The sequence below is a fragment of the Pseudomonas sp. S32 genome (genome assembly GCF_016648095.1).
Lineage (GTDB): Bacteria > Pseudomonadota > Gammaproteobacteria > Pseudomonadales > Pseudomonadaceae > Aquipseudomonas > Aquipseudomonas parafulva.
In genome coordinates this window covers 1-25,859 of sequence record NZ_JACVVF010000038.1, presented here as the reverse complement: position 1 = coordinate 25,859, position 25,859 = coordinate 1, and the positions used below count along the sequence as shown (strand labels likewise).

General features: G+C 65.8%; 14 protein-coding genes. 4 read left to right on the top strand and 10 right to left on the bottom strand.

The annotated features are described in order from the left end of the window. Positions 1 to 4: 4 nt before the first annotated feature. On the bottom strand, positions 5 to 3,367 hold the full coding sequence (locus IAE38_RS18305; RefSeq protein ID WP_442968308.1) for an amino acid adenylation domain-containing protein: 3,363 nt from the start codon (positions 3,365 to 3,367) through the stop codon (positions 5 to 7). Then, a complete protein-coding gene (locus tag IAE38_RS18300) occupies positions 3,354 to 11,288 on the bottom strand; it encodes a non-ribosomal peptide synthetase (RefSeq protein ID WP_201218552.1) in 7,935 nt (2,644 codons plus the stop codon). Before IAE38_RS18300 ends, IAE38_RS18305 begins: the two co-directional genes overlap by 14 nt. Positions 11,289 to 11,465: 177 nt before the next feature. Between IAE38_RS18300 and IAE38_RS18295 the strand changes: the two genes are divergently transcribed. Continuing rightward, the gene (locus IAE38_RS18295; protein WP_201218550.1) at positions 11,466 to 12,434 is read left to right on the top strand and encodes a siderophore-interacting protein; all 969 of its coding nucleotides are present in this window, start codon (positions 11,466 to 11,468) and stop codon (positions 12,432 to 12,434) included. A gap of 38 nt (positions 12,435 to 12,472) precedes the next feature. Here the strand turns inward: IAE38_RS18295 and IAE38_RS18290 are convergent, their stop codons facing one another. From IAE38_RS18290 to IAE38_RS18255, 8 genes are all read right to left on the bottom strand, one after another. After that, the gene (locus IAE38_RS18290) at positions 12,473 to 13,864 is read right to left on the bottom strand and encodes an aspartate aminotransferase family protein (RefSeq protein WP_060483614.1); all 1,392 of its coding nucleotides are present in this window, start codon (positions 13,862 to 13,864) and stop codon (positions 12,473 to 12,475) included. Between the two features lie 91 nt (positions 13,865 to 13,955). Then, the gene (locus IAE38_RS18285) at positions 13,956 to 15,278 is read right to left on the bottom strand and encodes an ATP-binding protein (protein WP_201165260.1); all 1,323 of its coding nucleotides are present in this window, start codon (positions 15,276 to 15,278) and stop codon (positions 13,956 to 13,958) included. Further along, entirely contained in the window at positions 15,275 to 15,958 is a 684-nt protein-coding gene (locus tag IAE38_RS18280) for a response regulator (protein ID WP_201218549.1), read from the bottom strand. The genes IAE38_RS18285 and IAE38_RS18280 overlap by 4 nt, the downstream gene beginning before the upstream one ends. A gap of 94 nt (positions 15,959 to 16,052) precedes the next feature. Next, complete coding sequence (locus IAE38_RS18275; RefSeq protein ID WP_201218548.1) at positions 16,053 to 16,616, bottom strand: nucleotidyltransferase family protein; 564 nt, start codon at positions 16,614 to 16,616, stop codon at positions 16,053 to 16,055. Next, entirely contained in the window at positions 16,613 to 17,584 is a 972-nt protein-coding gene (locus IAE38_RS18270; protein ID WP_201218547.1) for an XdhC family protein, read from the bottom strand. The genes IAE38_RS18275 and IAE38_RS18270 overlap by 4 nt, the downstream gene beginning before the upstream one ends. Positions 17,585 to 17,587: 3 nt before the next feature. Then, positions 17,588 to 18,799: a cytochrome c gene (locus tag IAE38_RS18265; protein WP_201218545.1), complete on the bottom strand. Its 1,212-nt coding sequence runs from the start codon at positions 18,797 to 18,799 to the stop codon at positions 17,588 to 17,590. Positions 18,800 to 18,801: 2 nt separating this feature from the next. Then, on the bottom strand, positions 18,802 to 19,338 hold the full coding sequence (locus IAE38_RS18260) for a (2Fe-2S)-binding protein (protein WP_201218544.1): 537 nt from the start codon (positions 19,336 to 19,338) through the stop codon (positions 18,802 to 18,804). Next, on the bottom strand, positions 19,331 to 22,162 hold the full coding sequence (locus IAE38_RS18255; protein WP_201218543.1) for a xanthine dehydrogenase family protein molybdopterin-binding subunit: 2,832 nt from the start codon (positions 22,160 to 22,162) through the stop codon (positions 19,331 to 19,333). Before IAE38_RS18255 ends, IAE38_RS18260 begins: the two co-directional genes overlap by 8 nt. A 283-nt stretch (positions 22,163 to 22,445) precedes the next feature. On the opposite strand from IAE38_RS18255, the gene dsbD reads away from it, so the two are divergent. Genes dsbD through dsbG form a run of 3 tightly spaced genes read left to right on the top strand, consistent with a single transcriptional unit; the run spans position 22,446 to position 25,760 of the window. Further along, entirely contained in the window at positions 22,446 to 24,164 is a 1,719-nt protein-coding gene (dsbD, locus tag IAE38_RS18250; protein WP_201218542.1) for a protein-disulfide reductase DsbD, read from the top strand. Further along, positions 24,164 to 25,000 (top strand): TlpA disulfide reductase family protein, encoded by an 837-nt coding sequence (locus tag IAE38_RS18245; protein ID WP_201218540.1) that lies wholly within the window; start codon positions 24,164 to 24,166, stop codon positions 24,998 to 25,000. Before dsbD ends, IAE38_RS18245 begins: the two co-directional genes overlap by 1 nt. Position 25,001: 1 nt before the next feature. Next, positions 25,002 to 25,760, top strand: a complete 759-nt coding sequence (gene dsbG / locus IAE38_RS18240; protein WP_201218539.1) for a thiol:disulfide interchange protein DsbG — start codon at positions 25,002 to 25,004, stop codon at positions 25,758 to 25,760. Positions 25,761 to 25,859 lie beyond the last annotated feature (99 nt).

The window sequence follows — 25,859 nt, the reverse complement described above, 5'->3', positions numbered from 1 at the left end:
CAAACTAGGAAATCAGACTTTCAAGCTCTTGTGCTGATAAACGTTTGAGGGCCTCCAAGGATTTAGCCAACTCGTCTTCAACGGGTTGGACGTCTGTTTGCAACTGCTGCACCTGCTCGACGAACTGTTCCAGGCTGGCGGTCTGAAACAGGGCTTTGAGCGGCACATCGACCCTCAGTTGCTGGCGGATCTGCATCATCATCTGGGTTGCCAGCAGCGAATGGCCGCCGAGGTCGAAGAAGTTGTCGTGCAAGCCGACCTGTTCGAGCTTGAGCACGGTTTGCCAGACTTGCGCCAACTGCGCCTGCAGTGGGGTTTGCGGCGGCACATATGCCTGCTGGCGCTGGCTGCTGTCAGGCGTCGGCAGGGCCTTGCGGTCGAGCTTGCCGTTGGGGCTCAGCGGCAGGCTGGCCAGCAGCACCACCTGGGTGGGCACCATGTAGGCGGGCAATAGCGTGCGCAGGCGAACCTTGAGCTGTTCGCCTAGCTGCGCCGAATCTGGCTGGTGCGGCACTACGTAGGCCGCCAGTTGCATGTCGGCGCCGGTACCGACCGCCAGCACCGCCGCTTCACACACTTCGGCCTGCTCCAGCAGGCGCGCCTCGATCTCGCCCAGCTCGATACGCAGCCCGCGGATCTTCACCTGGTGGTCGATGCGACCCATGTACTCGATCACCCCGTCGGCGCGCTGACGCGCCAGGTCGCCGGTACGGTAAAGCCGTTGGCCCACCTCGAACGGGCTGGCCACAAAGCGTTCGGCGGTCAACCCCGGGCGGCGGTGGTAACCCCGCGCCAGCCCTTCCCCGCCCAGGTACAGCTCGCCCACCACCCCGGCCGGCACCGGCGCCAGGTCGTGGCTCAGTACATAGGTGCTCAGGTTGGCAATCGGCTGGCCAATCGGCACGCTGTCCTGCCCTTCTTCACGGCACGTCCAGTGGGTCACGTCGATGGCCGCCTCGGTCGGCCCGTACAGGTTGTACAGCCCCGCATTCGGCAGCTTGGCGAACACCTGCTGCTGGGCATCCACCTGCAACGCCTCTCCGCTGCACACGATGCGTTTGAGGCTGGTGCAACCGCACACCCCCGGGTCTTGCAAAAACACCTGCAGCATCGACGGCACGAAGTGCAGCGTGCTGACCTGCTCACGCTCGATCAACGCCACCAGCCGCGCCGGGTCGCGGTGATCGCCCGGGGCGGCCACCACCAGGCGGGCACCGACCATCAGCGGCCAGAAGAACTCCCACACCGACACGTCGAAGCTGAACGGGGTTTTCTGCAACACCGTGTCGCTGGCCTCCAGGCCATAGGCCTGCTGCATCCAGCACAAGCGGTTGGTCAGCGCCTTGTGGCGGTTGCCCGCACCCTTGGGTTTGCCGGTGGAGCCCGAGGTGTAGATCACGTAGGCCAGGTTCTCGGGCGCGGGCTGCACGCCGGTCGCCTGGGTCGGGAAGGCCAGGTGGCCCTGCCCGTCCAGGTTCAGCACGCGGACCGCATCCGGTACCGGCAACTGGGCACGCAGGTGCGACTGGGTCAGCAACAGTTCGATACCGCTGTCTTCGAACATATAGGCCAGGCGGTCACGGGGGTATTCCGGGTCCAGCGGCACGTAGGCGCCACCGGCCTTGAGCACCGCCACCAAGCCCAGCACCATCTCCAGGCTGCGCTCCACAGCGATGCCCACCAGTACGTCGGGGCCCACACCCTGCTCGATCAACTGGTGCGCCAGCTGGTTGGCCTGCTGGTCCAGCTCGCGGTAGCTCAGCTGGCGCTCGCCGAACACGAGGGCCACGGCGTCCGGGGTCCTTTGCGCCTGGGCCTCGATCAGGGTGTGGACGCAGGCGTCCAGTGGGTAGGCGTCGGTCGCGGTGGCATTCCACTGCACGACGATGCGCTCCTGCTCGGCCGTGCCCAGCATCGGCAACTCGCCCACCGGTTGCCGGGGGTTGGCGACGATGGCCTGCAGCAGGTTCTGCCAGTGCTCGGCCAGGCGCTCGATGGTAGTACGGTCGAACAAATCGGTCGCGTAGGTCAGGCTGGCCGACAGGCCTTCGGCAGACTCGACAGTGTCCAGCGTCAGGTCCAGCTGTGCGGTGTGGTTGTCCCACTGCAGTGCTTCCACTGCCAGGCCGTTACCTACCTGGCCCAGCCGGCCGCTGTCCTGGTGGTTGAACATCACCTGGAACAGTGGGTTATGGCTGAGGTTGCGCTCTGGCTGCAAAGCCTCCACCAGTTGCTCGAACGGCAGGTCCTGATGAGCCTGCGCATCCTGCCCGGTCAGGTGCACCGCATGCAGGAAGGCGTCAAACGGAAGCGGGCCATCGAGCAGGCCCTTGAAAACCTGGGTGTTGACGAACAGGCCGATGAGGCGCTCGGCCTCGGCTCGGTTGCGGTTGGCATTGGGTACGCCAACCCGGATATCGGCCTGACCGCTGTAGCGATGCAGCAAAACCTGGAAGCTGGCCAGCAGTACGGTGAACAACGATACATCCTGTTGCCGGGCCAACTGCCGCAGGCTATCACGCAGCGCTGCGGGCAGGTGCACGCCCAGGCTCGCGCCGCGCAAGCTTTGTACAGCCGGGCGCGGGCGGTCCAGCGGCAGCGGTAACACTGTCTGTTCGCGCCCAAGTTGCGCTTGCCAGTAGGCCAGTTGCCGCTCACGCTCGCCGGCCTCCAGCCATTGGCGCTGCCACATGCCGTAGTCGGCATACTGGATCGACAATTCGGGCAACTGCGCCACGGTGCCCAGGCAGGCGGCTTGGTAGAGCGCCAGCAGTTCCTCGACCAGCACACCCATCGACCAGCCATCGGTGATGATGTGGTGCAAGGTCAGCACCAGTACATGATCGTCACTGGCCAACTGCAAAAGGCAGGCGCGAATCAACGGTTGCGCCGTGAGCTCGAACGGACGCTTGGCCTGTTCGGCCACGCATGCCTCGATGGCCTGCGTCGGGTTTGCCTCGCCCGCCTTCCGATGCTGCACTGCAAAAGCCAGTTCTTGCGGCGTCAGAATGCGCTGCCAAGCCTGGCCATCCTCCTCGACGAAGCGGGTTCGCAAACTTGCCTGGCGTGCGATCAGCCCCTGCAATGCCTGTTCCAGGGCGCCAGCCTCGAACTCACCCTTGAGCCGTAGCGCCGTACAGATGTTGTAGGCCGCCGATTGTGGTTCGAGCAGCCACAAGAACCACTGGCGCTGCTGTGCGTAGGAAAGCGGTAACACGCCGCTTTCGCGTGCGGGCACGATCGGCAGGCGGGCGACGTTGACACCCGCCTGGTGCAGTTTGCGGTACAGTTGCTGGCGCTTGTTGCCGTCCAGCCCCCGGATGCGTTCAATCAGTTCCTGGGAACGTGCTGGATCAGGCTTGAGCATTGTTTTCCTCCAGTTCATCGAGCGCGTCGAAGATCAGGTCGAGTTCGTCAGTGGATGCCTGCCCGGCCGCGGCACCTTCAAGGTAATCCGCCAAATCGACGAGCTTGCGCAATCCTTGGAATGCCTTGATAGGCAGTTCGATGCCAAATGCGTTGCGAATGCGCGACAGCAGCATGACTACCTGCAGCGAGTGCCCGCCAAGTTCGAAGAAGTCATCGTCCAGGCCCACTTCGGGCACACCGAGCACCTCGCACCATAGGCCGGCCAACTGGCGCTGGGTCTCATCAACAGGTGGCCGATGGGCGACCCGCCCCTGACCTGGAGCCACGCTCGGCAGCGCTTTGCGTTCGAGTTTGCCGTTAGGGCTCAGTGGCAGGCGGTCGAGCAACAACAGGTAGGTAGGTACCATGTATTCGGGCAGCAGCGCCTTCAGGCGGGCCCTGAGTACGTCGCGTAACAGGGCCTGTGCGGCCTCATCGGCGCTGTCCAGCGCAGCAGGCACCACATAGCCCGCCAGTTGCACGTCGGCACCACTGCCCACGGCCAGCACTGCGGCTTCACGCACTTCAGGCTGTTCCAGCAGGCGCGCCTCAATCTCGCCCAGTTCGATACGCAGGCCGCGGATCTTCACCTGATGGTCGATACGCCCCATGTACTCGAGCACCCCATCGGCGCGCTGGCGGGCCAGGTCGCCGGTGCGGTACAGCCGCTGGCCATTACCGAACGGGCTGGCGACGAAGCGCTCGGCGGTCAGCCCCGGACGACGGTGGTAACCCCGCGCCAGGCCTTCACCGCCCAGGTACAACTCGCCCACCAACCCCGCCGGTAACGGCGACAGGTCGTCAGCCAGCACATAGGTGCCCAGGTTGGCGATGGGCTGCCCGATCGGCACGCTGTCCAGGCCTTCGTCGCGGCAGGTCCAGTGGGTGACGTCGATGGCAGCCTCGGTAGGGCCATAGAGGTTGTAGAGCCCGGCGTTCGGCAACTTGGCAAACACCTGCTGCTGGGCATCCACCTGCAGCGCCTCACCGCTGCAGACGATGCGTATAAGGCTGGTGCAACGCGACACGCCTTCATCCTGCAGGAACACCTGCAACATCGACGGTACGAAGTGCAGGGTGGTGATGCCCTGCTGCTCGATCAACCGCACCAGCCGTGCCGGCTCGCGATGATCGCCCGGCGCCGCGACCACCAGGCGGGCACCGGCCATCAGCGGCCAGAAGAACTCCCACACCGAAACGTCGAAGCTGAATGGGGTTTTTTGCAACACCGCGTCCGTGGCATCCAGGCCGTAGGCCTGCTGCATCCAGCACAGCCGGTTGGTCAGCGCCTTGTGGCGGTTGCCTGCGCCCTTGGGGTTACCGGTGGAGCCGGAGGTGTAGATCACATAAGCCAGGCTTTCCGGCTCAAGCTGCACCTGGGGCGCAGTCAGCGGGTAGTTCAGGTGAGCCTGCCGGTCGAGACACAGTGCACGCAAACCCGCTGGCAGCGGCAATTGTGGCAGCACCTCGGTCTGTGTCAGCAGCAACGCCATACGGCTGTCATCGAACATGTAGGCCAGGCGTTCGCGGGGGTATTCGGGGTCCAGCGGCACGTAGGCAGCACCGGCCTTGAGCACCGCCAGCAGGCCAAGGACCATCTCCACGCTACGCTGGGCGGCGATGCCGACCAATACGTCCGGGCCCGCGCCCTGTTCAATCAGTTGATGGGCCAGCTGGTTGGCCTGCTGATCCAGCTCGCGATAGCTCAGCTGACGCTCGCCGAACACCAGAGCCACGGCATCTGGCGTCTTGCGCGCCTGGGCTTCGATCAACGTATGTACACAGGTGTCCAGCGGATAGTCGGCGACGGTGGCGTTCCACTGTTCGACCACCTGCGCCTGTTCGGGCGCAGTGAGCATGCCTAGCTCGCCAAGGGCGCGCTGTGGGTTTTGCGCCAGGGCGTCGAGCAGCTGTGCCATGTGGCCATTGATGCGGCGGATGCGCTCGGCGCTGAAGTATGCCAGGTCGAAGCTGTAGTGCAGCGCCAGGCGCTCACCCTGGGTCACGCCCAGGGTCAGTGGGTAGCTGGTCAGGTCACTGTGCCTGGCCGGACCGAACTGCAGGCCCTGCGGTGCTCCGCGCTCCAGCGCCTCGGAAACCGGGAAGTTTTCAAACACCAGGATGTTGTCGAACAGGGCCTCACCGCTATGGCCGACCCAGCCCTGCACTTCGAACAGGGCACTGTGTTCGTGCTCGCGCATGGCCAGGCTCAGGTCCTGCAGGGTATGCAGCCACTGCGCCACGGTTTGTTGCGGGTGCGGGCTGGCGGCCAGGGGCAGAGTATTGATGAACAACCCCAACTGGTTTTCCACCCCCGGCAGATCAGCCGGGCGACCGGCCACGGTGGTGCCAACGGTGACGCAATCCTGGCCGGTGTAACGCTGCAACAGCAACAGCCAGGCAGCTTGCACCAATGTGTTGAGGGTAACTTTCTGCTGCCGCGCGAAGGCGTTCAGGCGCTGGGTCGCGGCCGTGTCGAAATCATGGTGCAACAGCTCGTGGCCGCTGCTGCTGGCAGGCTCGGCGCCTGTCCGGGCCAGCAGCGTCGGCGCCTCGAACGCCGCCAGGCGCTCTTTCCAGAAGCGCTCGCTGCTCTGCGCATCGCGCTGCTGCAGCCACTGGATGTAGTCGCGATAACTCCCCAGCGGGCGCTCGGACGCCTTGCCGTGGTATCGCTGCATCACCTCACCCAGCAACTGCGAGCTGCTCCAGCCGTCCATGAGGATATGATGGTGGGTGAACATAAGGTGATGACGATGTACGCCGGTACGCACCAGCGTCAGGCGCAGCAAGCCGGGGCGCGACAACTCGAAGCCACGGGCGCGGTCCTGCTCGGCCAGTGCCTGCAGGGCGCCGTCCAGGTCACCGCTACCGCGCCAGTCAACGCAGGTGAAATCCAGCGGCAGGTGGCGATGGATGATCTGCAACTGCTGGCCGCCGCCTTGCCAGACGAAGGCGCTGCGCAAGATACCGTGGCTATCCATCGCCGCCTGCCATGCGCCGCGGAAACGTTCGACGTCAAGGCCATCCACATCTACGCACAACTGGTTGACGTACTCGCCGCTGCCCTGCTCCAGCAGGCTGTGGAACAACATGCCCTGCTGCATGGGCGACAGCGGATAGATATCCTCGACCTGGCTGGCCGGCACCTCAAGCGCATCCAGCTGGGCCTGGTCGATGCCCGCCAGCGGGAAGTCGGACGGCGTGATACCCATGGACCCGGGCTGGCAGCAATGCTCGACCAAGGCGCGTAGCTGCTCATCGAAGCTGGCGGCCAGGTGGTCGATGGTAGCGGTGTCGAACTGTGCACTGCTGAAGGTCCAGCGCATCTCCAATTCACCGTCGTAGACCTGGCCCTCCACCTCCAGCCAGTTACCCAGCGGTGCATCTTCGCTCAATTCGGCACCAGCGCCTTCGTGGGCGGGCACCAGCAGCGCACCTTCGTCGAAACTGGCGTCAAACTGCCCCAGATAGTTGAAGGTCACGCGTGGCTGCGGCAGTGCCGCGAGGGTATCGCGCACCGGCTGTGGGCCAAGGTAGCGCAGCACGCCGAAGCCCAGGCCTTTGGCCGGCACCGCGCGCAGTTGTTCCTTGATGGCCTTGAGGCTGGCCGCCACGTCGTCGTGGGCTGTGAGGCGTACCGGGAACAGGCTGGTGAACCAGCCCACGCTACGGCTCAGGTCGATTGCGGCGAACACGTCCTCACGGCCATGGCCTTCGAGCTGGATCAGGGCGTCGGCATGGCCGGTCCAGCCACACAGGGTTCGGGCCAGGGCGGTGAGCAGCAGGTCATTGACGTGGGTGCGGTAGGCGGCAGGCGCCTGCTGCAACAGTTGGCGGGTGGCCTGGCGATCAAGACGGCTGCGGACCACCTGGCGGTGACGGCTTCGCAGGCTGCCCTGCGGGCGATCGCACGGCAGGTCGAGGGGGGCATCGCGCAATACGCCGGCCCAATAGCCCAGCTCGTCCTGCATGGCCTGGGTTTGTGCCCATGCGCTCAGGCGCTCGGCCCAAGCCTGGACCGAGCTGGTCTTGGCTGGTAGTTGCACCGGCAGGCCTTGCAGCAACTGGCTGTACGCCTGTTGCAGGTCCTCCAGCAGGATGCGCCAGGACACACCATCCACGACCAGATGGTGAATAGCCAGTAGCAGGCGCTGGCTACCATCGTCCAGCGTCGTCAGTACCGCACGCAACAGTGGACCCTGGGCAAGGTTCAAGCTGGCCTGCGCCTGGGCGTTCACTTCGACAAGCTGCCCAAGGGGCACACCCTCGTGCACCCATAACAGGTCTTCATCGCCCGAGATCGGCGCGGCGATCCGTGCTTGCCAGCACCCCGCCTGTTCCAGGAAGCGCGAGCGCAACACGTCGTGATGGGTAACGATCGATCCCAGTGCCTGGCGCAGGGCATCAGCCTGCAAGGCTTGCTTCGGTTGCAACAGCAATGCCTGGTTCCAGTGGTGGCGCGCCACAATGGGCTGGGCAAAGAAATCGCACTGAATCGGCAACAACTCCAGCGGCCCGTGCACCGGGCCCTGGGCGATCACTACACCCTCCTCGCCCTGGCGAGCGACACTGGCCAGGCCCTGTACGGTCTGATGCTGGAACAGGTCCTTGGGGCTGAACAGCAAACCGGCCTGACGGGCACGGCTGACCACCTGGATCGACATGATCGAGTCGCCGCCCAGCTCGAAGAAGTTGTCGGTGACACCGACCTGCTCGCGCTTGAGCACATCTTGCCAAATGGCCGCGATTCGCTGTTCCAGCGCAGTGCGTGGCGCCACGTGGCTGCGCTGCATCTCGTTGGCATCGGGGCGTGGCAGGGCCTTGCGGTCGAGCTTGCCGTTGGGGCTAAGGGGGAACTGGGCCAGCAGCAGCAACTGCGCCGGCACCATGTAGTCGGGCAGATGCGCTTGCAAGCCGCTGCGAATGGTTTCGCGCAGGGCAACCTGGGTGGCCGGATCGGCGTCGACCAGGTCGCGCTCGGCCGGCACCACATAGCCCACCAGTTGCAGGCCATGGGCACCCGGTACCGCCAGTACCAAGGCATCGGCTACTTCATCGCGCTCCAGCAGACGCGCTTCGATCTCACCCAGCTCGATACGGAAACCTCGGATCTTCACCTGGTGGTCGATTCGACCGGCGTACTCGATCACCCCTTCGGCATTGAAACGGGCCAGGTCGCCCGTGCGGTACAGGCGTGCGCCAGCACCGCTGTACGGGTCAGGGATGAAACGCTCGGCGCTCAACCCTGGACGCTGGAAGTACCCACGCGCCAGCAACTCACCCCCGATCACCAGTTCGCCGACCACCCCTACCGGCGCCGGCAAGCCATTGTCGTCCAGCACCAGGATATTGCGCCCTGGTAGAACGGAGCCGATCGGCAGGGTCAGCGGGATCAGGCGCTTGCCTTGCACATAGTCGTCGCAATCGAGGGTAGTGGCGGTGACCGTCGCCTCGGTCGGGCCGTAGGTGTTGAGCAAGCGCACATGGCCCAGCCCGGCCTGACGCCAGGCCAGCAGGCCTTCCGGCGGCATCGCTTCGCCACCCCCGTGCACCTGGCGCAGTACGCCATAGTCACGCGGGCCGACGGTGGCGAATTCCTTGGCCAGCATGTGCCAGTAGGCGGTGGTCAGGTCCATCACGCTGATGCGTTGCTCGACCAGTTGGCGATAGAGGGTTTCGGCGTCCCAGATCTCACTACCGCGGATCACCACCGAGGCACCGCAGATCAATGCCGGGTAGAGCTGTTCGACGAAGCCGTCGAAGTTGAAGGTGGCGAACTGTAGCACCCGGTCGGCAGCGCTCAGCTCGAAGAAGCCCAGCGACACGTGGGCGTGGCGCACCAGCGCACGGTGGCTGATACCGACGCCTTTGGGCCGGCCGGTGGAGCCGGAGGTGAACATGACGTAGGCCAGGTTACCGGGCAAGGCGCGGTTGGCCAGGTCGCTGTCGTCGCTCTGTGCCCAGGCTTCCTGATGGTCCAGGCAGAGGGTTTGCACACCCTGGGGCAGCGGCAACCGCTGCAGCAGGCTGTCCTGGGTCAGGACCAGGCGGCTGCCGCTGTCTTCGATCATGCACTGCAGGCGGTCGGCCGGGTATTGAGGGTCGAGTGGCACGTAACCGCCACCGGCCTTGAGCACCGCCAGCAGGCCGATAACCATGTCCAGGCCTCGCTCCAGGGCGATGCCGACCAACACCTCACGGCCCACGCCACGGTCGACCAGGGTGCGGGCCAGGCGATTGACCCTGGCATTGAGTTCCCCGTAAGACAACTGCCGGCCCTCGAAAACCAGCGCGACTGCCTCAGGCGCACGGGCGGCCTGGATCTCGAACAACTCATGCACCGTCAGCTCGTTGGGGTATCGAGCCTCGTTGCGGCCCCAGCCCTCCACCACCTGCTGGTATTCCTGCGGGTCCAGCAGTGCAATGTCGCCGATGCGCTGGGCCGGGTTGGCGACCATCGCCCGCAACACGCTTTGCCAGTGCCGGGCCAGGCGCTCGATGGTCGGCGCTTCGAACAGGTCACAGGCGTAGGTGAAGGCGGCATTCAAGCGGCCACCCTGCTCAAAGGTGTCCAGGCTCAGATCGAATTGGGTGGTGCGACTTTCCCACTCGATGACGCTCAGTTCCAGGTCCTTGCCCACCGTCAGGCGGGTGACGTCAGCCACTTCCGGCTGGTGGTTGTACATCACCTGGAACAACGGGTTGTAACTCAGGCTGCGTTCAAGCTTGAGGGCGTCCACCAGGCATTCGAACGGTAGGTCCTGATGATCCTGGGCGCCCATGCAGGTGTCTTTGATATCAGCCAGCATCTCGGCCACCGAGGTCATGCCGTCAAGCTGGCTACGTAATACCTGGGTGTTGACGAAAAAGCCGATCAGGCCCTCTGTCTCGTTGCGGTTGCGGTTGGCGACGGGTACGCCGATGCGCAGGTCGCCCTGGCCGCTGTAGCGGTGCAGGACAATGTTGAATGCCCCCAGCAGCAGCATGAACAGGGTCACCCCCTGCTGGCGGGACAATACGCGCACCTGCTCGACCAGTTGCTCATCCAGGGCCAACTGGTGGCGGCGCCCCGCGTAAGTCGGCTGCACCGGGCGCGGATGGTCACTGGGCAGTTCCAGCACGGGGTGTTCATCACCCAGCTGCGCCCTCCAGTAATCCAGCTGGCGCTGCTGCTCGCCCGCCTCCAGCCAACGGCGCTGCCACAAGGCATAGTCGCTGTACTGCACCGGCAGTGCCGCCAGTCGCGGCTGGTCACCTTGATCATGGGCGTCGTAGAAACGGCAGAACTCATCGATCAGCACAGTCATCGACCAGCCGTCAGACACAATGTGATGCAGGGTCAACAGCAGCACGTGCTCCTGTTCGGCCAAACGTAGCAGGCGTACCCGCAGCAGTGGGCCGTTAGCCAGGTCGAATGGCTGTTGCGCCTGGGCCTCGGCCTCGGCGGCCACTTCGGCTTCGCGCTGCTCGGGCGACAGCGCGCCGAGGTCGCGCCAGGCTATGGTCAGCGCCTGCTCGCAGGGCACCTGGCACAGGCTGTCGTCTGGCAATTGGCGAAATACCGTACGCAGGGTTTCGTGACGTTCGACCAGACTGGCAAACGCCTGCTCCAGCGCCTGGGGGTTGAGCGCCCCTTTCAAGCGCACCGCGGCGGGTAGGTTGTAGGCGCCGCTGTGCGGGTCCAGGTGCCAGAGAAACCACATCCGCTGCTGAGCATAGGACAGGGCCTGACGGTCCTGGGCCTCTATATCCCTAGGGATGGGGAACTGGGAGAAATCCACCCCTTCCTTGCGTAGCGCCGCCAGGAACACCTGGCGTTTTTCCGCGGGCAGGCCGATGAACCGGCGAGCGAGTTTCAGGGCGTCTTCAGCATTCATTTCTTGGCATCCGGAGCGTGGGTCGAATAACCCGATGACAGGTCGTCCCTATAGAACGAACCCAAGCCGGAAAAATTAGCGTTGGCCGGCCAGAGCCGGTCAACCGGGCCGGCGTGACGCTAAATTGTCCGGCGCAGGCTTCGTCCAATCGGTGAACCCGATCCCAAAGGACTTGCCATGTCCACCACTTCCACTCTCGCCACTGCCATGCAGCGCGGCCTGCGCAGGCTGGCCACCGGCCTGGTGCAAAAGCCCAGCGCTTACCGGATGTTCGACCTGCAACTGGTCGACAAGGTCACGCTCAGCCCCTCGCTCTGCCGCTTGGTATTTACCGGGCCCGATGTCGGCAGCATGCAACGTACCGGGCCCGACCAGCGGGTCAAGTTGTTCTTCCCGGCTGCCGACGGCAGCCTGCCCACCCTGCCGCACGGCAGCCACTGGAACGAGGCGCGCAAAAAACTGCCGGAAGCCGCCCGCCCGCCCATGCGCACCTACACCATCCGCGCCCTGCGCCGGGAGGCGCTGGAGGTGGACGTGGACTTCGTCCTGCACGGCGTCAACGGCCCGGCCTCGGCCTGGGCCACCCAGGCGCAGGTGGGCGATTGCCTGCAGATGCTGGCGCCCAACCTGGCCTACGAAGGCGACCCTGGGGGTTACGAATGGAAGCCACCCCAGGGTGTACGCACTGTTTTGCTGATAGGCGATGAAACCGCGCTGCCGGCGATTGCCGGCGTGCTCGAAGCGCTGGCCCTGACGCAACCCGACCTGGCGGTACAGGCGTTCATCGAGGTGCCGCTGGAGGCCGATTGCCTGGCGCTTGTGCATGGCAGTGCCGTTCAGTTGCACTGGCTGCCGCGCGACCTGCTGGGCTGTGCACAAGGGCAGGCCATGCTGCATGCCGTGCGCGAACTGGCAAGCCTGCCGCACGGGCTGACGGCATCACCGGCAACGCTTGAAGACGTGGACATCGACACCCGCATCCTGTGGGAGCAGGCCAGCGGCAACCGCAGCGCGTTCCACGCCTGGGTGGCAGGGGAGTCAGGCACGGTGATGGACATACGCCGCTACCTGATCACGGAGCGCGGCCTGCCACGCGATTGCCTGACCTTGATGGGTTACTGGCGCGCCGGGCGAACCTTCGACTGACGCGCCACAACCGGGGGCGCATGGCCCCCGGTACGGGCTCAGACAGCCGCGACCAGGGCATCGGCAAAGCGCCGTGCCACTTCATCAATCTGCTCGCCACTGATGATCAGCGGCGGCAAGAAGCGCACCACCGCCCCATGGCGCCCGCCCAGCTCCAGAATCAGGCCACGCTTGAGGCACTCGCGCTGCACGCGGGGTGCCAGCGCCCGGTGGGCGGGCGGGTGCCCTTGGGCATCCCTTGCACCGTCAGGGTCGACCAACTCCACCCCCAGCATCAACCCGCGACCACGGATATCGCCCAGTTGCGGGTAATCCTTCTGCAAGGTGGTGAGGTGCCCGCGCAACCGCTGGCCCATGGCCTCGGCGTGGTCGGCCAGGCGATGCTCCACCAGGTAGTCGAGCACGGCCGAGCCGGCCGCCATGGCCATCTGGTTACCGCGGAAGGTGCCGGCATGGGCGCCTGGCTTCCAGGTGTCCAGCCAGTCGCGGTACACCACCACGGCCAGCGGCAAACTACCACCGATGGCCTTGGACAAGGTGACCACGTCCGGGACGATGCCGGCGTGTTCGAACGCGAACATGCGCCCGGTGCGGGCAAAGCCGCTCTGGATTTCGTCGACGATCAGCGCCACCCCGGCCTGCTCGGTGATGCGGCGTACGCCCTTGAGCCATTCGATGTCCGCCGGTATCACCCCGCCTTCGCCCTGCACCACTTCAAGGATCACCGCTGCCGGCAGCGGCACACCGCTTTCAGGGTCGAGCAGCAGGTTTTCCAGGTAATGCAGGTTGGCCTTCACCCCCGCCTCGCCGCCCAGCCCGAACGGGCAGCGGTAATCGTAGGGGTACGGCATGAACTGCACGCCGCTGCCCAGTAGCGCACCCAGTGGCTGCTTGGGCCCCAGGCTGCCCATCAGGCTCAGCGCGCCCTGGCTCATGCCATGGTAAGCGCCCTGGAACGTGATGATGGTGCTGCGGCCGGTGGCGCTGCGCACCAGCTTGAGGGCGGCCTCCACTGCATCTGTGCCGGTGGGCCCGCAGAACTGCACCTTGGCCTCGCGTCGCAAGGCTTCGGGCAGTACGCCGAACAGGTCCTGGACGAAGCGGTCCTTGACCGGTGTGGTCAAGTCCAGGGTGTGCAGGGGCAGTTCGTCGGCCAGCACGCGCTGGATCGCTTCGACCACCACCGGGTGGTTGTGCCCCAGCGCCAGGGTACCGGCCCCGGCCAGGCAGTCGATGAACTGGCGGCCTTCGACGTCTTCGACATAGATACCCCGCGCCCGCTTGAGCGCCAGCGGGATGCGCCGGGGGTAGCTGCGGGCGTTGGATTCCTGCTGCTGCTGGCGGTGCAGCAGCGGCGAGTCGGTGAATTCGTACAGGGGCTGCGGCGCATTGGCCGGGGCGACCTGAGCAAGGCTGGTAGCGGTGGACATGGTGAATCCTCGCAAGCAAGCGAATGGGCAGTTGTCGCTTTGGAAACGCTTGGGTGCGAGGAGGATTTAGCGGTTGTTGCTGGATTTCTTGTCAGTGCCCGGCGCGCGCCGGTACCTGCAACAGCACCCGCAACCCATCGGCATGGCTGTCAAAGCGCAGGCTACCGGCGCAGCGTTGCACGATGGCCTGGACAATCGCCAGGCCCAGCCCGCAGCCCCCACTCTGCCCATTGCGCCAGAAGCGCTCAGTGAGGTGCTCAAGGTCGGCTTCGGCAATGCCTGGGCCATGGTCGCGCACCATGAAGCCCACCTGCCCATCGGCCATCTGCACCTCCAGCTCTACGGCCTGATCGCCGCCATGGCGCAGGGCGTTGTCCAGCAGGTTGCGCAGCGCCGCCACGGCCAATGGCGCCGGCATGCCCAGGTAGACCTGTGTGGCTTCTTCGGGCAAACGCAGCACGATCCGCCGGTTGTCGCCGCCACCTGCATCCTGCACCGCCTGGCGGGCCACCTGCTCGGCGCTGCACTGGATGCCGTCGTCAAACGACAGGCTGCCCTCCACCCGTGCCAGCATCAGCAGCTGCTCCAGGGTGCGGTGCATGCGGTCGGTGCCCTGCTCGGCATGCTCCAGCGCCTGCTCGCGCACGGCACCATCGGTCATGCGCGCCACCTGCAGGTGGGTCTTGATGGCCGTGAGCGGGCTGCGCAGCTCATGGGCGGCATCATCGGTGAGGCGCCGCTCGCGTTCGATGGTTTGGCCAATGCGCGCAAACAGCTGGTTCTGGGTTTCCAGCAGCGGCTGCAGCTCGCTGGGCATACCGGCTACCTGCAGCGGCTCGACGCTGTCGGGGCGCCGCCGCCGCAGGGCATCGCGCATGCGGTTCAGCGGCTCCAGCCCCTTGCCCAGGCCGATCCACAGCAGCCCCAGGCTACCGAGCAGGGCCATGAGCACCGGCGCCGAAGCGGCCAGCAGAATCGACTGGTTCAGGGCCTCGCGCTCCAGGTGCCGGTCGGCGGTGGTAATGCGCACATCGCCATGGTTGTAGGTAAAGGTGCGCCACGATGCGCCGTCGATGGTCTGGTCACGGAAGCCGCTGCGCTGGTCATCCATGGTGCCGTCGTGCTTGTGGTTGGTCGCCAGGATTTCGCCGCGCAACGAGCTGACCTGGCAGGCCATGCCGTCCGGCACGCTGAGTTGGTCGGCCGCATAGTGGGTGCCTTCGCCCTTGACGCTGAGCGGTTGCGGCAACTGGTCGATGAGCCCGGCCACCATGCGCGCCGATGCCACCAGGCGCTGGTCGAGGGAAAACATCATCTGCTGGCGCAAATCACGCAGCATCCAGGCGGCCGCCAGCACCCAGATGACCACGAAGGCGCTGCCCAGAATGAGGCTGAGGCGTACCCGCAGGCTCATGATGCTACCCCTTCCGGCGCCTGCGCCGGGCCCAGCCGGTAACCCAGGCCGCGCACCGTCTCGACAATACCGTTGCCAAGCTTGCGCCGCAGGTGATGGATGTGCACGTTGAGGGCGTTGCTCTCGACCTCATCATTGAAACCGTACACGCAGTCCTTGAGCTGGTCGCTGGACAGCACGCGCCCGGGGTTCTGCAGCAATGCCTGCAGCAGTGCCTGCTCACGGCGCGACAGGTCCACCGCCTGGCCCGCCAGGGTGGCCTCGCAGCTGCTGGGGTCGTAGCGCAACGGGCCGTGCTCGATCACGTTTACCGCGCGGCCGGCCACCCGCCGCAGCAGGGTGTGCAGGCGCGCCGCCAGCTCGCGCAGGTCGAAGGGCTTGAGCAGGTAGTCATCGGCACCGGCCTGCAGGCCATCGACACGGTCGGTGACCGCATCGCGGGCGGTGAGCACCAGCACGGGCAGCGTCTCGCCCTGCTGACGCAGGCGGCGCAGCAGCTTCAGGCCGTCTTCGTCGGGCAGGCCAAGGTCCAGGATCATCACGTCGAACTGCGCAGCCTGCAGCATGGCCCGCGCCGCGCCGGCGTTGCCCACACGGTCCACGGTCAGGCCCTGGGCAGTAAGGCCGGCGCAGATGCCAGCGGCGATCAGGTCATCGTCCTCGCAGAGCAGAACGTGCATGGTGGGGCTCCCGGATGGTGTGGCAGGCATTGCACCTTGGGCGGATTAAGGGGGGATTATGAACCCTTTGCGGCCCACTGAGGTGCTTTGCCGGCTACTGCAGGGCGCCGGGTGTGTCGACATCGCGCAGCACACCTGCATCATCCAGGTGCACCCGCACCTGGCGTGCGCCGTGGGCCTGCACGATCACCCGTGCGCCCTGGTCGCCGGCCAGTTGCTGCAGCGCGGGCCACAGGTCGCGGCCAAAGATCACCGGGTGGCCGCTGTGCCCGTCATGGCAGGGCACAACGATGGTGCTGGGGCTGGCGGCCTGGGCAAGGCGACGCAAACTGGCTGTTGCAATCCATGGCATGTCGCCCAGCAAAATCGCTACGGCCTGTGCCGGGCTGTCTGCCAGCGAAGCCACACCGGCGGCGAGGCTGTGCCCCATGCCACAGGCCGCTTCGGGGCTGATGACGACCCTGCAATCGGCCGGGAGGCCAAACGCTTCGGCCCGTTCACCCTCGCGCAGCACGACCCGCACGTCCTCGAACACTGCCCGGGCGTTATCCACACTGTGCGCCAGCAGGCTCCGGCCGTCGGCCATGACGGCCAGCCGCTTGTCGCCGCCAAAGCGCACGCCACGCCCGGCCGCCAGTACCAGGGCGACCACCGTCACAGGGCAGCCCGCTGGATGCCGTTGCGCACGCGCAGCACGTCGGCGAGCACCGCCAGGGCGATTTCCGCCGGGGTCTTGCTGCCCAGGTTCAGGCCAATGGGCGCATGAATACGGCCCAGCTCCGGTGCACCAAGGCCACCAATGCGCTGCAGGCGTTCCCGACGCTTGTCGGAGGTTGCCCGCGAGCCCATCACGCCGATGTAGAACGCGTCGGTGCGCACGGCCTCGAGCATGGCGAGGTCATCGATCTTGGGGTCGTGGGTGAGCGCCACCACCGCCGTGTCGGCATGGCAGCCACCATTGATGATGAATTCGGACGGTAGCTCGCGGCGCAGCTCGATGCCGTCGATGTGCACGCCAGCAAGCACCTCTTCGCGGGGTTCGCACAGCACCACCTCGAACCCCATGCCCCTGGCGAACTCGGCGCAGTACTGGGCGACGCTGGAGTAACCCGCCAGCAGCAAGCGCTGGGCCGCGCCAACACGCAGTTGCACGCTGTTGCCTTCCCGCTGTACCCGCGGACCCTGGCTGAGATCGTCGGCCAAGCCTTGCAGGCCTTCGGGCACCCTCACCTGTCGCAGCACCCGGCGCTGGCCCAGCAGCGCGCTTTCCAGTTGCCGCAGGTGGCCCTGCACCTCGCAGCTGGGGGCAAGGTTTTCGACCAGCACGTCCAGCACCCCGCCGCACGGCAGGCTCACCTGCGAGCGTGCATCACTGCCATCGCCATAACGCACGATGGCGGCCGGCTCAGGGAATTCACCCAAGGCCACCCGTTCCAGAAAATCGTCTTCCACGCAGCCGCCGGACAACGAGCCCAGCCACTGGCCAGCGGCATTCACCGCCAGCAGCGAACCCGGCGCACGAGGCGCCGAACCGTAGGTGGCCAGCACCGTGCACAACCAGACACGCTGGCCGGCACCCGACCACTGCAACGCCTGGCGAACCACCTGTAGATCGAGATGCTGCACGCTTCACTCCGCCTTCAGCTCGGCCAGCTGTTGTTCACTAAAGTCACCGGGCAAGCCACCCCATGCCTGACGCAGATAGTTGACCATGTCGGTCACCTGGCGTTCATCGAGTTTGTCAGCGAACCCCGGCATGGGCTGCATGCGCTCGAAGCCGGTGAATTGCTGCTCGCCAATGCCGTCCAGGATCACCTTCACCAGGTTACGCGAGTCGCCCTGGCGCAGCACGGTGTTGCCTTGCATGGCCACGGCAATGTGCGGCTTGCCCTCGCCTTCCACACCGTGGCAGCCGGCACACACGTTCAGGTACTGCTGGCGGCCACGCTGGGCACTGGCGGCCATCTGCGCCGCCGGTACAGGCTCGATCACCCTGGCCTTCGGTGGTGGGTCACCCAGCAGGAAGCTGGCCATGGCTGCGAGGTCGGCGTGCTCCAGGTGCTGGGTACTGTGGTGCACCACCGGGAACATCTCGTTGAACATGCTGCCCTGGGCACTGATGCCCTGCTTGAGAAACGTGGTCAGGTCCGGCTGCGTCCAGCCCCGCTTGGCCAGGTCCTGGGCCAGCAGGCTCGGGGCCAGGTAGCCGTTGAGCAGGCCGCCCTGCAGGCGTTGGCCCTGCTGCAGGGCACCCACGGCATTGCGCGGGGTATGGCATTCGCCACAGTGACCCATGACCTCGACCAGGTACTGCCCGCGCTGCCATTCGGGGCTTTTGCCCACCGCTGGCTGCAACTGCACGCTTTTGCCATACAGCAAATTCCAGCCGCTGAGCCCCAGCCGCACATTGAACGGAAAGCGCAGCGCCGTCTGTGGGGCCGGGCGGTGGATGGGCGGCACCGTCATCAGGTAGGCAAGAATGGCGTCGGCGTCCTCGCGCCGCATCAGGTGGTACGAGGTGTAGGGCATCGCCGGGTAAAGGTTGGCGCCGTCCTTGCGCTTGCCTTCAGTGAGGGCGGCGAAGAACTCGTCAGCGCTGTAGTTGCCGATGCCGTACTGCTTGTCAGGGGTGATATTGCTGCCGTAAATGGTGCCAAACGGCGAGTCGATCGGCAGGCCACCGGCAAACGGCGCCCCACCTTTGGCGGTGTGGCAGGCCATGCAGTCGGCAGCACGTGCCAGGTACTGGCCGCGCTTGACCTGGGCCGGGTCGGCGGCCAGCACCGGGGCTGCCAGTGCGAGCCCCAGGGCGAATGCCAGGGTGTTCCGTAGCCAACCCATGTTCAACCCTCCTTCACCAAACCGAGGTCGTCGAGCACCGCACGGGTGGCCTGGTAATAGCGCACATAGCCGGTGCAACGGCAAATGTGGTGGCCCAGGCTGGCCTCGATACGGTCCTGCACTTCGCTCTGTTTCAGCGGCTGGCGCTGGGCGGTTTCCACCAGCACCGTAGCGGCGTTGACGAACCCCGGCGCGCAATAGCTGCACTGGAATGCAAACAGGTCGACGAACCTCTGCTGGATCGGGTTCAGCGTCAGGTTGCCGGCCGGGTCCTGGCTGGCATGGCCTTCGATGGTGCGCACCCGCTTGCCCTCGAAATAGTGCGCACCGGTGATGCAGGTGCGCACTTCCTCGCAGGTGCCGTCGGGGTTGTCGACAATGACCACGCAGGCATGGCAGATACCCTGGCCGCAGCCCAGGCGTGACCCGGTGAGGTTCTGGTGTTCGTGCAGGTAGTCGATCATCGCCAGGTCATCCGGGACTTCGACGGGGCCGACCGGTTGACCGTTGAGGGTCAGTTGCAGGGGACGGTTAGCCATTGAGGGCCTCCTGGATACGGGCTGGGGTGATGGGCAGGTCGCGCACGCGCTTGCCGATGGCATGGGCCACGGCATTGCCGAGGGCGCCGACCACCGGGATCATCACCACTTCGGCAATGCCCTTGGACGGGTCGGTGGGTGACAGCGGCGGCAGTATCTCGCTGGTTTGCGCCCACACCGCCACGTCGCGGGCGTGCGGGAGGCGGTAGCGGTTGAAGTTCCAGTCGCCCTCCCCCGGCCCGCCTTCGTACAGGGGCATTTCCTCGGTCAGGGCGTGGCCGATGCCCATGGCGATGCCGCCTTCGAGCTGGCCCTTGACCAGCTCGGGCACCAGCACCCGGCCGCACTCCACCCAGCTGTGGTGGTCGAGCACCTGCACCTGGTGCGTGCCTTTGTTCACTTTTACCTCCACCAGGGTTGCCACCGGGCTGTAGTAGGTGACCATGGCGTTGTTCAGTTGGGTAACCGGGTACGCAGGGTTCTGCCGGTCGAGCAGGTGGTAGCCATGGCTGGTCATCTGCGCCTTCTTGGCGTTTACCGCCCCCTCGCCGTACTTCACAGCCAGCGCGTCCAGCGGGAAGCGCTCACGCACACCGTCGATGACGAAGTCGGCCTCGGCCCAGCTCCAGCGGTTGAAACCGTGCACGCTGACGCCGGTCACCAGGCCCATGGCGTGGGCCTTTTCGGCCAGCTGGGCAAAGGGGATGGGCGCCAGGCCATTGCCGGTGAGTTCGCCATTGACCCATACCGCGTTTTCCCGGCGCACCACCAGCGGGTTGGCCTGGCCGCCATACGGGCCCTGGCGCCAGATGGCCAGGGCCGCCGGCCACAGGCCGTGGTTGAACAGGGCCCGTGCCGCTTCGCGGGTGGCATGGCTGAAGTAGAACGCCGAGTTGGTCGCGGACGACGGCGAAGCCAGCTTGCCGACCCAGCGCGGGTCGCGCAGGGCAGCGTCCTGCTCGGCCTGGGTGATCAGGTACGGGTTGCCGCTGGTACTGAGCTGCAACTCCGGCCATTCGGTCACTGCCGTCTGCACCTCGTCCGCCGAGTGGCCCAGAAAATCGCTGACGACCAGCGCCTGGGAGGTCGACATGCCGGTACCCAGCTCGGTGCCGATATGGCGCAGGCTGATGCGGCCCTCGCGGCTGAATTCAATACTGGCCATCGGCGCCTCGGCGCCGGTGCCGAAGTCTTTCTGGCAGATGGCAAACCCTGTGCCGTACCAGTGGTCCGGGTCGCTGGCCTCGCGCTGTTGCTTGCGCGCAGCCCGCTCGCGCCAGGCCGGGTGCAGCGCTGCCTTGTCGAGAATCTCGTACAGGCGCAAGGCACCTGCAGGTACCGCGCCCTGGGTATTCTTCATGCCCGACTTCAACGCGTTGGCCCGGCGCAGGTCGATGGCATCCACGCCCAGCCGGCCGGCCACTTCGTCCACCATCATCTCGGTAGCAGCCATGGTCTGCAGGGTGCCGTAGCCGCGCATGGAGCCGGCCTCCACAGCGCGGGAGTGATAGGCGGTCACCGACAGGTCGTTCTGCGGCATGTAGTAGATCGACTGCGCGGCGGTGGCACCCACCGCCGCGACCGACGGGCTGTAGTTGATGCGCCCGCCACCGTCGCAGGTCATGTCGGCGCGGAAGATCTTGAAGCTGTTGTCTTGCTTGTCCACCGCCAGCTGGTAGCGGATGTCGAAGGCGTGGCGCTTGATACCGCTCTGGAACTGCTCGTAGCGGTCGTTGGCCAGGCGTATTGGCACCCCGCCGCCGTACAGCGCGGCAACGGCGGCGTAGAAGACGAAGATGTTGTTGTCCTTTGAGCCATAACCCACGGTATAGCCGGGGTGCATGTTCAGCCGGTTCAGGGCGAAGCGTGACGGCTTGATCATGTGCACGCATTCCTGGGCGGCCTCGAACGGGCACTGGGTGGCCACCACGAAATGCAGCGTGGCGCTGGCCGCGTCGTACCAGCCATTGCCATTATCCGGCTCCAGCGCGGCCGGCTCGATGGACGGCGTTTTGAAGCGCTCGTCGAACACCAGCCAGCCCTGCGGCGGGTTGGCCAACTGGTCTGCCATGCGGTTGGCGTAGAACAAACCTTGTTCGGTCAGGTCGCCGTGCTGGTTGGGCGCTTTGTTCCACACCGGCTTGCGGTTGAGGATGGTGGGGAACAGCGGCGAATTCTTCAGGCTTGAGAATTCATCCTCATCGAACGGCGTGGCGCCGGCCACCCGTACAAAGCGGAAACTGCCATAAGGGTCGCGCTGGTACAGCGGTGCCGAGGCGCCATAGCGGATCACCTGGTCGTTGAACTGCAGGGTGCGCTTGGCCTGGCGAAAACGCTCGAAATCGTGCCAGATCAGGATCGCCACCGGGTGCCCGATGAACATCGGGACCTTGCCCGGTGGCAGTAAAGGGTCTGGGGAGTGAGCCTCGGGCCAGGCAATGCCGTCACGTTCGAGGTCGGCAGCCACCACGATGCGGTCGGGCTGCAGGTCGGCGCCCAGCAGGCTCAGGTCAAAGCCTTCGTAAATGCGCTCGGCACGGGTAGCTTTCAACATCAGTGCGTGGCCCTGCTGGGCGGGCCAGCCGGGCATGTCCTTGGCACGGATATCGCGGGCGAACACCTTGTTGCCGCAGACCTTGGACAAGGCGTCGTTACGAAAACGTGCCTTGCCGTCATGGTTCATCCATTTCTGTGGGGAGGCGGTAACACGCTCCTCCATCAGTGCTGCGAATGCCTGGCTGCCAAGGGGTGCCATGGTCACGCCGACACCAGCAACCAGCCCGCCTTGCAGGAAGGCGCGCCGGGATATATCACGGTTGGACATGCTTGATCCTCTGGGCTACGCCGTGCAGCCCATGCTTTTTTTGATTCTTGTGCTGGGCTCTGTGGGGGGGCAGTGAGCCGAGTCATGCAGGTCAAAAAATTTGACCCAAGCGTCAACTTTACACCAATTTTGTGCTCGCAATCAAAGTCAAGCTGACATTGTGTCGCGGTGTTTCACGTTGGCAGACCCTCCCACGGCTGCCGTTCCAGCCGGCAAGGGTTAACCTTGGGTTAATAAACCCGGGCCAGCATGGCCGCATTCGAAATTCTGCCAAGGCAAACACATGCGCGTTCTTCTGCTGTTTCTGACAGTCCTGCTGGCCGGGCCCCTGCAGGCCAACCCCTTCGCCGTCAAACCTGATTTCCTGCCCGTCGAGCAGGCGTTCGTACTCACCCAGGACCGCCAGGCCAACGGCCAGATGCACCTGTATTTTCAAATCAAGCCCGGCTATTACCTGTACCAGAAACGCCTGAAGTTCGACGGCCTGCCGGCTGAGCAGCACCCGCAGTTGCCGCCCGGGCTCAACCACAATGACGAGTTCTTTGGTGACAGCACGGTGTACCGTGAACAGCTTGAGCTGGTGCTCCCGGCCAACGCCCAAGGCCAGTTGCGCCTGGGCTGGCAGGGCTGCGCGGACGCCGGCCTTTGCTACCCGCCGCAGACCACGTTGATCGACTTGGGTGGCAGCGCCGCAACGCCGGCAGGCGAACAGGCCAGCGACCAAGCGCTGGCCAGCAACCTGCAGGACGGCAACCTGGCCTGGGGCTTGCTGGCGTTCTTCGGCCTTGGCCTGCTGCTGGCGTTCACGCCCTGCTCGTTGCCGATGCTGCCGATACTGGCCGGGCTGGTGTTGGGCAATGGCGCCAGCGCGCGCCGGGGCTGGCTGCTGGCCGGGGCCTATGTGGTGAGCATGGCCCTGGTCTATGCCGCCTTGGGCGTGGTGGCCGCCCTGCTGGGCGCCAGCCTTCAGGCCTGGCTGCAACAGCCCTGGCTGCTGGGTAGCCTGGCCGCCTTGTTCGTGCTGCTGGCCCTGCCGATGTTCGGTGCGTTCGAGCTGCAACTGCCCGCTGCCCTGCGCGACCGCCTGGACCGTGCTGGCCAGGGCACCCGCGGTGGCAACCTGTACGGTGCGGCCCTGCTGGGTGCGTTGTCCGGCCTGCTACTGGGCCCCTGCATGACGGCGCCCCTGGCCGGCGCGCTGCTGTACATCGCCCAGAGTGGCGACGTGGTGCAAGGCGGCCTGGTGCTGTTCAGCCTGGGGCTGGGCATGGGCCTGCCCCTGTTGCTGCTGGTGACCCTGGGCAACCGCTTCCTGCCGCGCCCAGGCGCCTGGATGAACCTGGTCAAGGGCGTGTTCGGTTTCGTGTTCCTGGCCATGGCCTTGTACATCCTGCGTACCCTGCTGCCGGCCAGCCTGCTGCTGGCGTTGAGCGGCGCCTGGCTGATCGCCCTGGCCTGGGCGGCGTGGCCGGCGCTGCAACGCCTGCCGGCCTTGCGCGCCGTGCCGCTGCTGGGCGCGCTGTGGGGTGGGCTGCTGCTGGTAGGCGCGGCTGCCGGCGGCGATGACCTCTGGCAACCCTTGCGGCCCTTCACGGGTGGCGGAGGCGCGCCAGCGGCCAGCCAGGTTGGCGAAGACCACTTCGTCACAGTCAACACCCCAGAAGCCCTGCAACGCGAACTGGACGCTGCCAAGGGCCGTGGCCAGTGGGTGCTGGTGGACTACTATGCCGACTGGTGCGTGTCGTGCAAGGTCATGGAAAAACAGGTGTTCAATCGCCCTGACGTACAGGCCGAGCTGGCAGGTGTGCACCTGCTGCGCCTTGACGTAACCGCAGACACCCCCGCCAGCAAGGCCCTGCTGCAGCGCTACCAGGTGCCGGGGCCGCCGACGCTGATCTGGGTTGGCCCTGAAGGCGACGAGCGCCGCGCCAGGCGCATCACCGGCGAAGTGGATGCAGCGGCGTTCGTGCAACACTGGGCACACACCAGGAGCCAAGGCTGATGCTCACCGTCACCCTGGGGCCGCTCACCATGGCCCTCAACCACCTGCTGCTGCTGGCGGCGCTGGGCATCGCCAGCGTGGTCGGCTTGTGGGTGGCCCGCCGGGGTGGCGAAAGCCCCGAATCAGCATTGTTCAACCTGTTCCTGGTCGGCGTGGTGTGCGCCCGTATCGGCTTTGTCGTGGCCTACTGGACCATGTACAAGGACGAGCCTTTGCAGGTCATCGACATCCGTGATGGCGGCTTTCTGTTCTGGTCCGGCCTGGTGGGCATGGTGCTGGCGGCTGGCTGGCAGGGCGGGCGCCAGCCCGGGTTGCGCCGGCCTCTGGGGTGGGCGCTGTTCAGTGGCGCCTTGTTCTGGGCGCTGGCCAGCTTGGGCGGCCACCTGTACAGCAAGGGCACCGAGCTGCCAGACCTGACCCTGCGCGATGCCAGTGACCAGCCGGTGGCGCTGCACAGCTACCGTGGCAAGCCGCTGGTCATCAATATCTGGGCCACCTGGTGCCCGCCATGCCGCCGCGAAATGCCGGTGCTGCAGCAGGCCCAGGGTGAGTACCCACAGGTGACCTTTCTGTTCGTCAACCAGGGCGAGACCCCGGAAAACGTCAGCACCTTTCTCGCAACCACGGGCTTGAGCCTGACCCACGTGCTGTTCGACGGCACCGGCCTGCTGGCCCAGCGCGTGGGCTCCATGGCGCTGCCCACCACCCTTTTCTATGACGCGGATGGCCGGCTGGTGGGCAGCCACCTGGGCGAACTGTCCCGGGCCAGCCTGCGTCATGCCCTTGAATCATTCGACCGGGCCCCTGCGCCCGGGCCTGCCGCACAAGGAAACTGACATGCGCATCACCCCACTGCTGCCCCTGACCCTGGCCCTGCTGGCCACCCCTGCCGTGTATGCCGAAGACCTGCCCAAAGCCGTTCAGCAGTTGCAGGCCAAGGGCGCTGTCATCAAAGGCAGCTTCGACGCCCCCAACGGCATGCGCGGCTATGCGGCCGAGTACCAGAACAACGGCCTGGCCTTGTATTTGACCCCGGACGGCAAGCATGTGCTGGTGGGTAACCTGTTCGACGAACAAGGCAAGGACCTCACCGCCGAGCCTCTGCAGAAACTGGTGTACGGGCCAATGACCAAGGCATTCTGGGGCAAGATGGAACAGTCTGCCTGGATCGCCGATGGCAAGGCTGACGCGCCGCGCACGGTCTACCTGTTCAGCGACCCGAACTGCCCGTACTGCAACATGTTCTGGGAGCAGGCGCGCCCGTGGGTAGAGGCTGGCAAGGTCCAGTTGCGCCACATCATGGTGGGCATCATCCGCGAAGACAGCCCCGGCAAATCGGCGGCCCTGCTCGCCGCCAGAGACCCTGCCAAGGCCCTGCAGCAGCATGAAAAAGCCGGCCGCGCGAGCACTCTCAAGGCCCTTGAGCAGGTGCCCGCTGCCGTGCAGCAGAAGTTGGCAGGGAACATGGCCTTGATGCAGGAGATGGGCCTGCAGGCCACCCCGGCGATTTTCTACAAGGATGACCAGGGCAACATCCAGAGCCAGCAGGGTGCACCACGGCCTGAGATGCTGGAGAAGATCTTGGGCAAGCGGTGAATTGGCGGGGGGGCGCTGGGTGCTCGCCACAGCAGGGTCTGCGCCTGTGAGACCGAGCGCCGCCCGCGCGGCGCATCGCGAGCTTTGCTCGCTCCTACG

Excerpts from the sequence above, each read along its gene's own strand:
- IAE38_RS18305 (WP_442968308.1), bottom strand. The coding sequence starts at position 3,367 with ATGCTCAAGCCTGATCCAGCACGTTCCCAGGAACTGATTGAACGCATC.
- IAE38_RS18300 (WP_201218552.1), bottom strand. The coding sequence starts at position 11,288 with ATGAATGCTGAAGACGCCCTGAAACTCGCTCGCCGGTTCATCGGCCTG.
- IAE38_RS18295 (WP_201218550.1), top strand. The coding sequence starts at position 11,466 with ATGTCCACCACTTCCACTCTCGCCACTGCCATGCAGCGCGGCCTGCGC.
- IAE38_RS18290 (WP_060483614.1), bottom strand. The coding sequence starts at position 13,864 with ATGTCCACCGCTACCAGCCTTGCTCAGGTCGCCCCGGCCAATGCGCCG.
- IAE38_RS18285 (WP_201165260.1), bottom strand. The coding sequence starts at position 15,278 with ATGAGCCTGCGGGTACGCCTCAGCCTCATTCTGGGCAGCGCCTTCGTG.
- IAE38_RS18280 (WP_201218549.1), bottom strand. The coding sequence starts at position 15,958 with ATGCACGTTCTGCTCTGCGAGGACGATGACCTGATCGCCGCTGGCATC.
- IAE38_RS18265 (WP_201218545.1), bottom strand. The coding sequence starts at position 18,799 with ATGGGTTGGCTACGGAACACCCTGGCATTCGCCCTGGGGCTCGCACTG.
- IAE38_RS18260 (WP_201218544.1), bottom strand. The coding sequence starts at position 19,338 with ATGGCTAACCGTCCCCTGCAACTGACCCTCAACGGTCAACCGGTCGGC.
- IAE38_RS18255 (WP_201218543.1), bottom strand. The coding sequence starts at position 22,162 with ATGTCCAACCGTGATATATCCCGGCGCGCCTTCCTGCAAGGCGGGCTG.
- dsbD (WP_201218542.1), top strand. The coding sequence starts at position 22,446 with ATGCGCGTTCTTCTGCTGTTTCTGACAGTCCTGCTGGCCGGGCCCCTG.
- IAE38_RS18245 (WP_201218540.1), top strand. The coding sequence starts at position 24,164 with ATGCTCACCGTCACCCTGGGGCCGCTCACCATGGCCCTCAACCACCTG.
- dsbG (WP_201218539.1), top strand. The coding sequence starts at position 25,002 with ATGCGCATCACCCCACTGCTGCCCCTGACCCTGGCCCTGCTGGCCACC.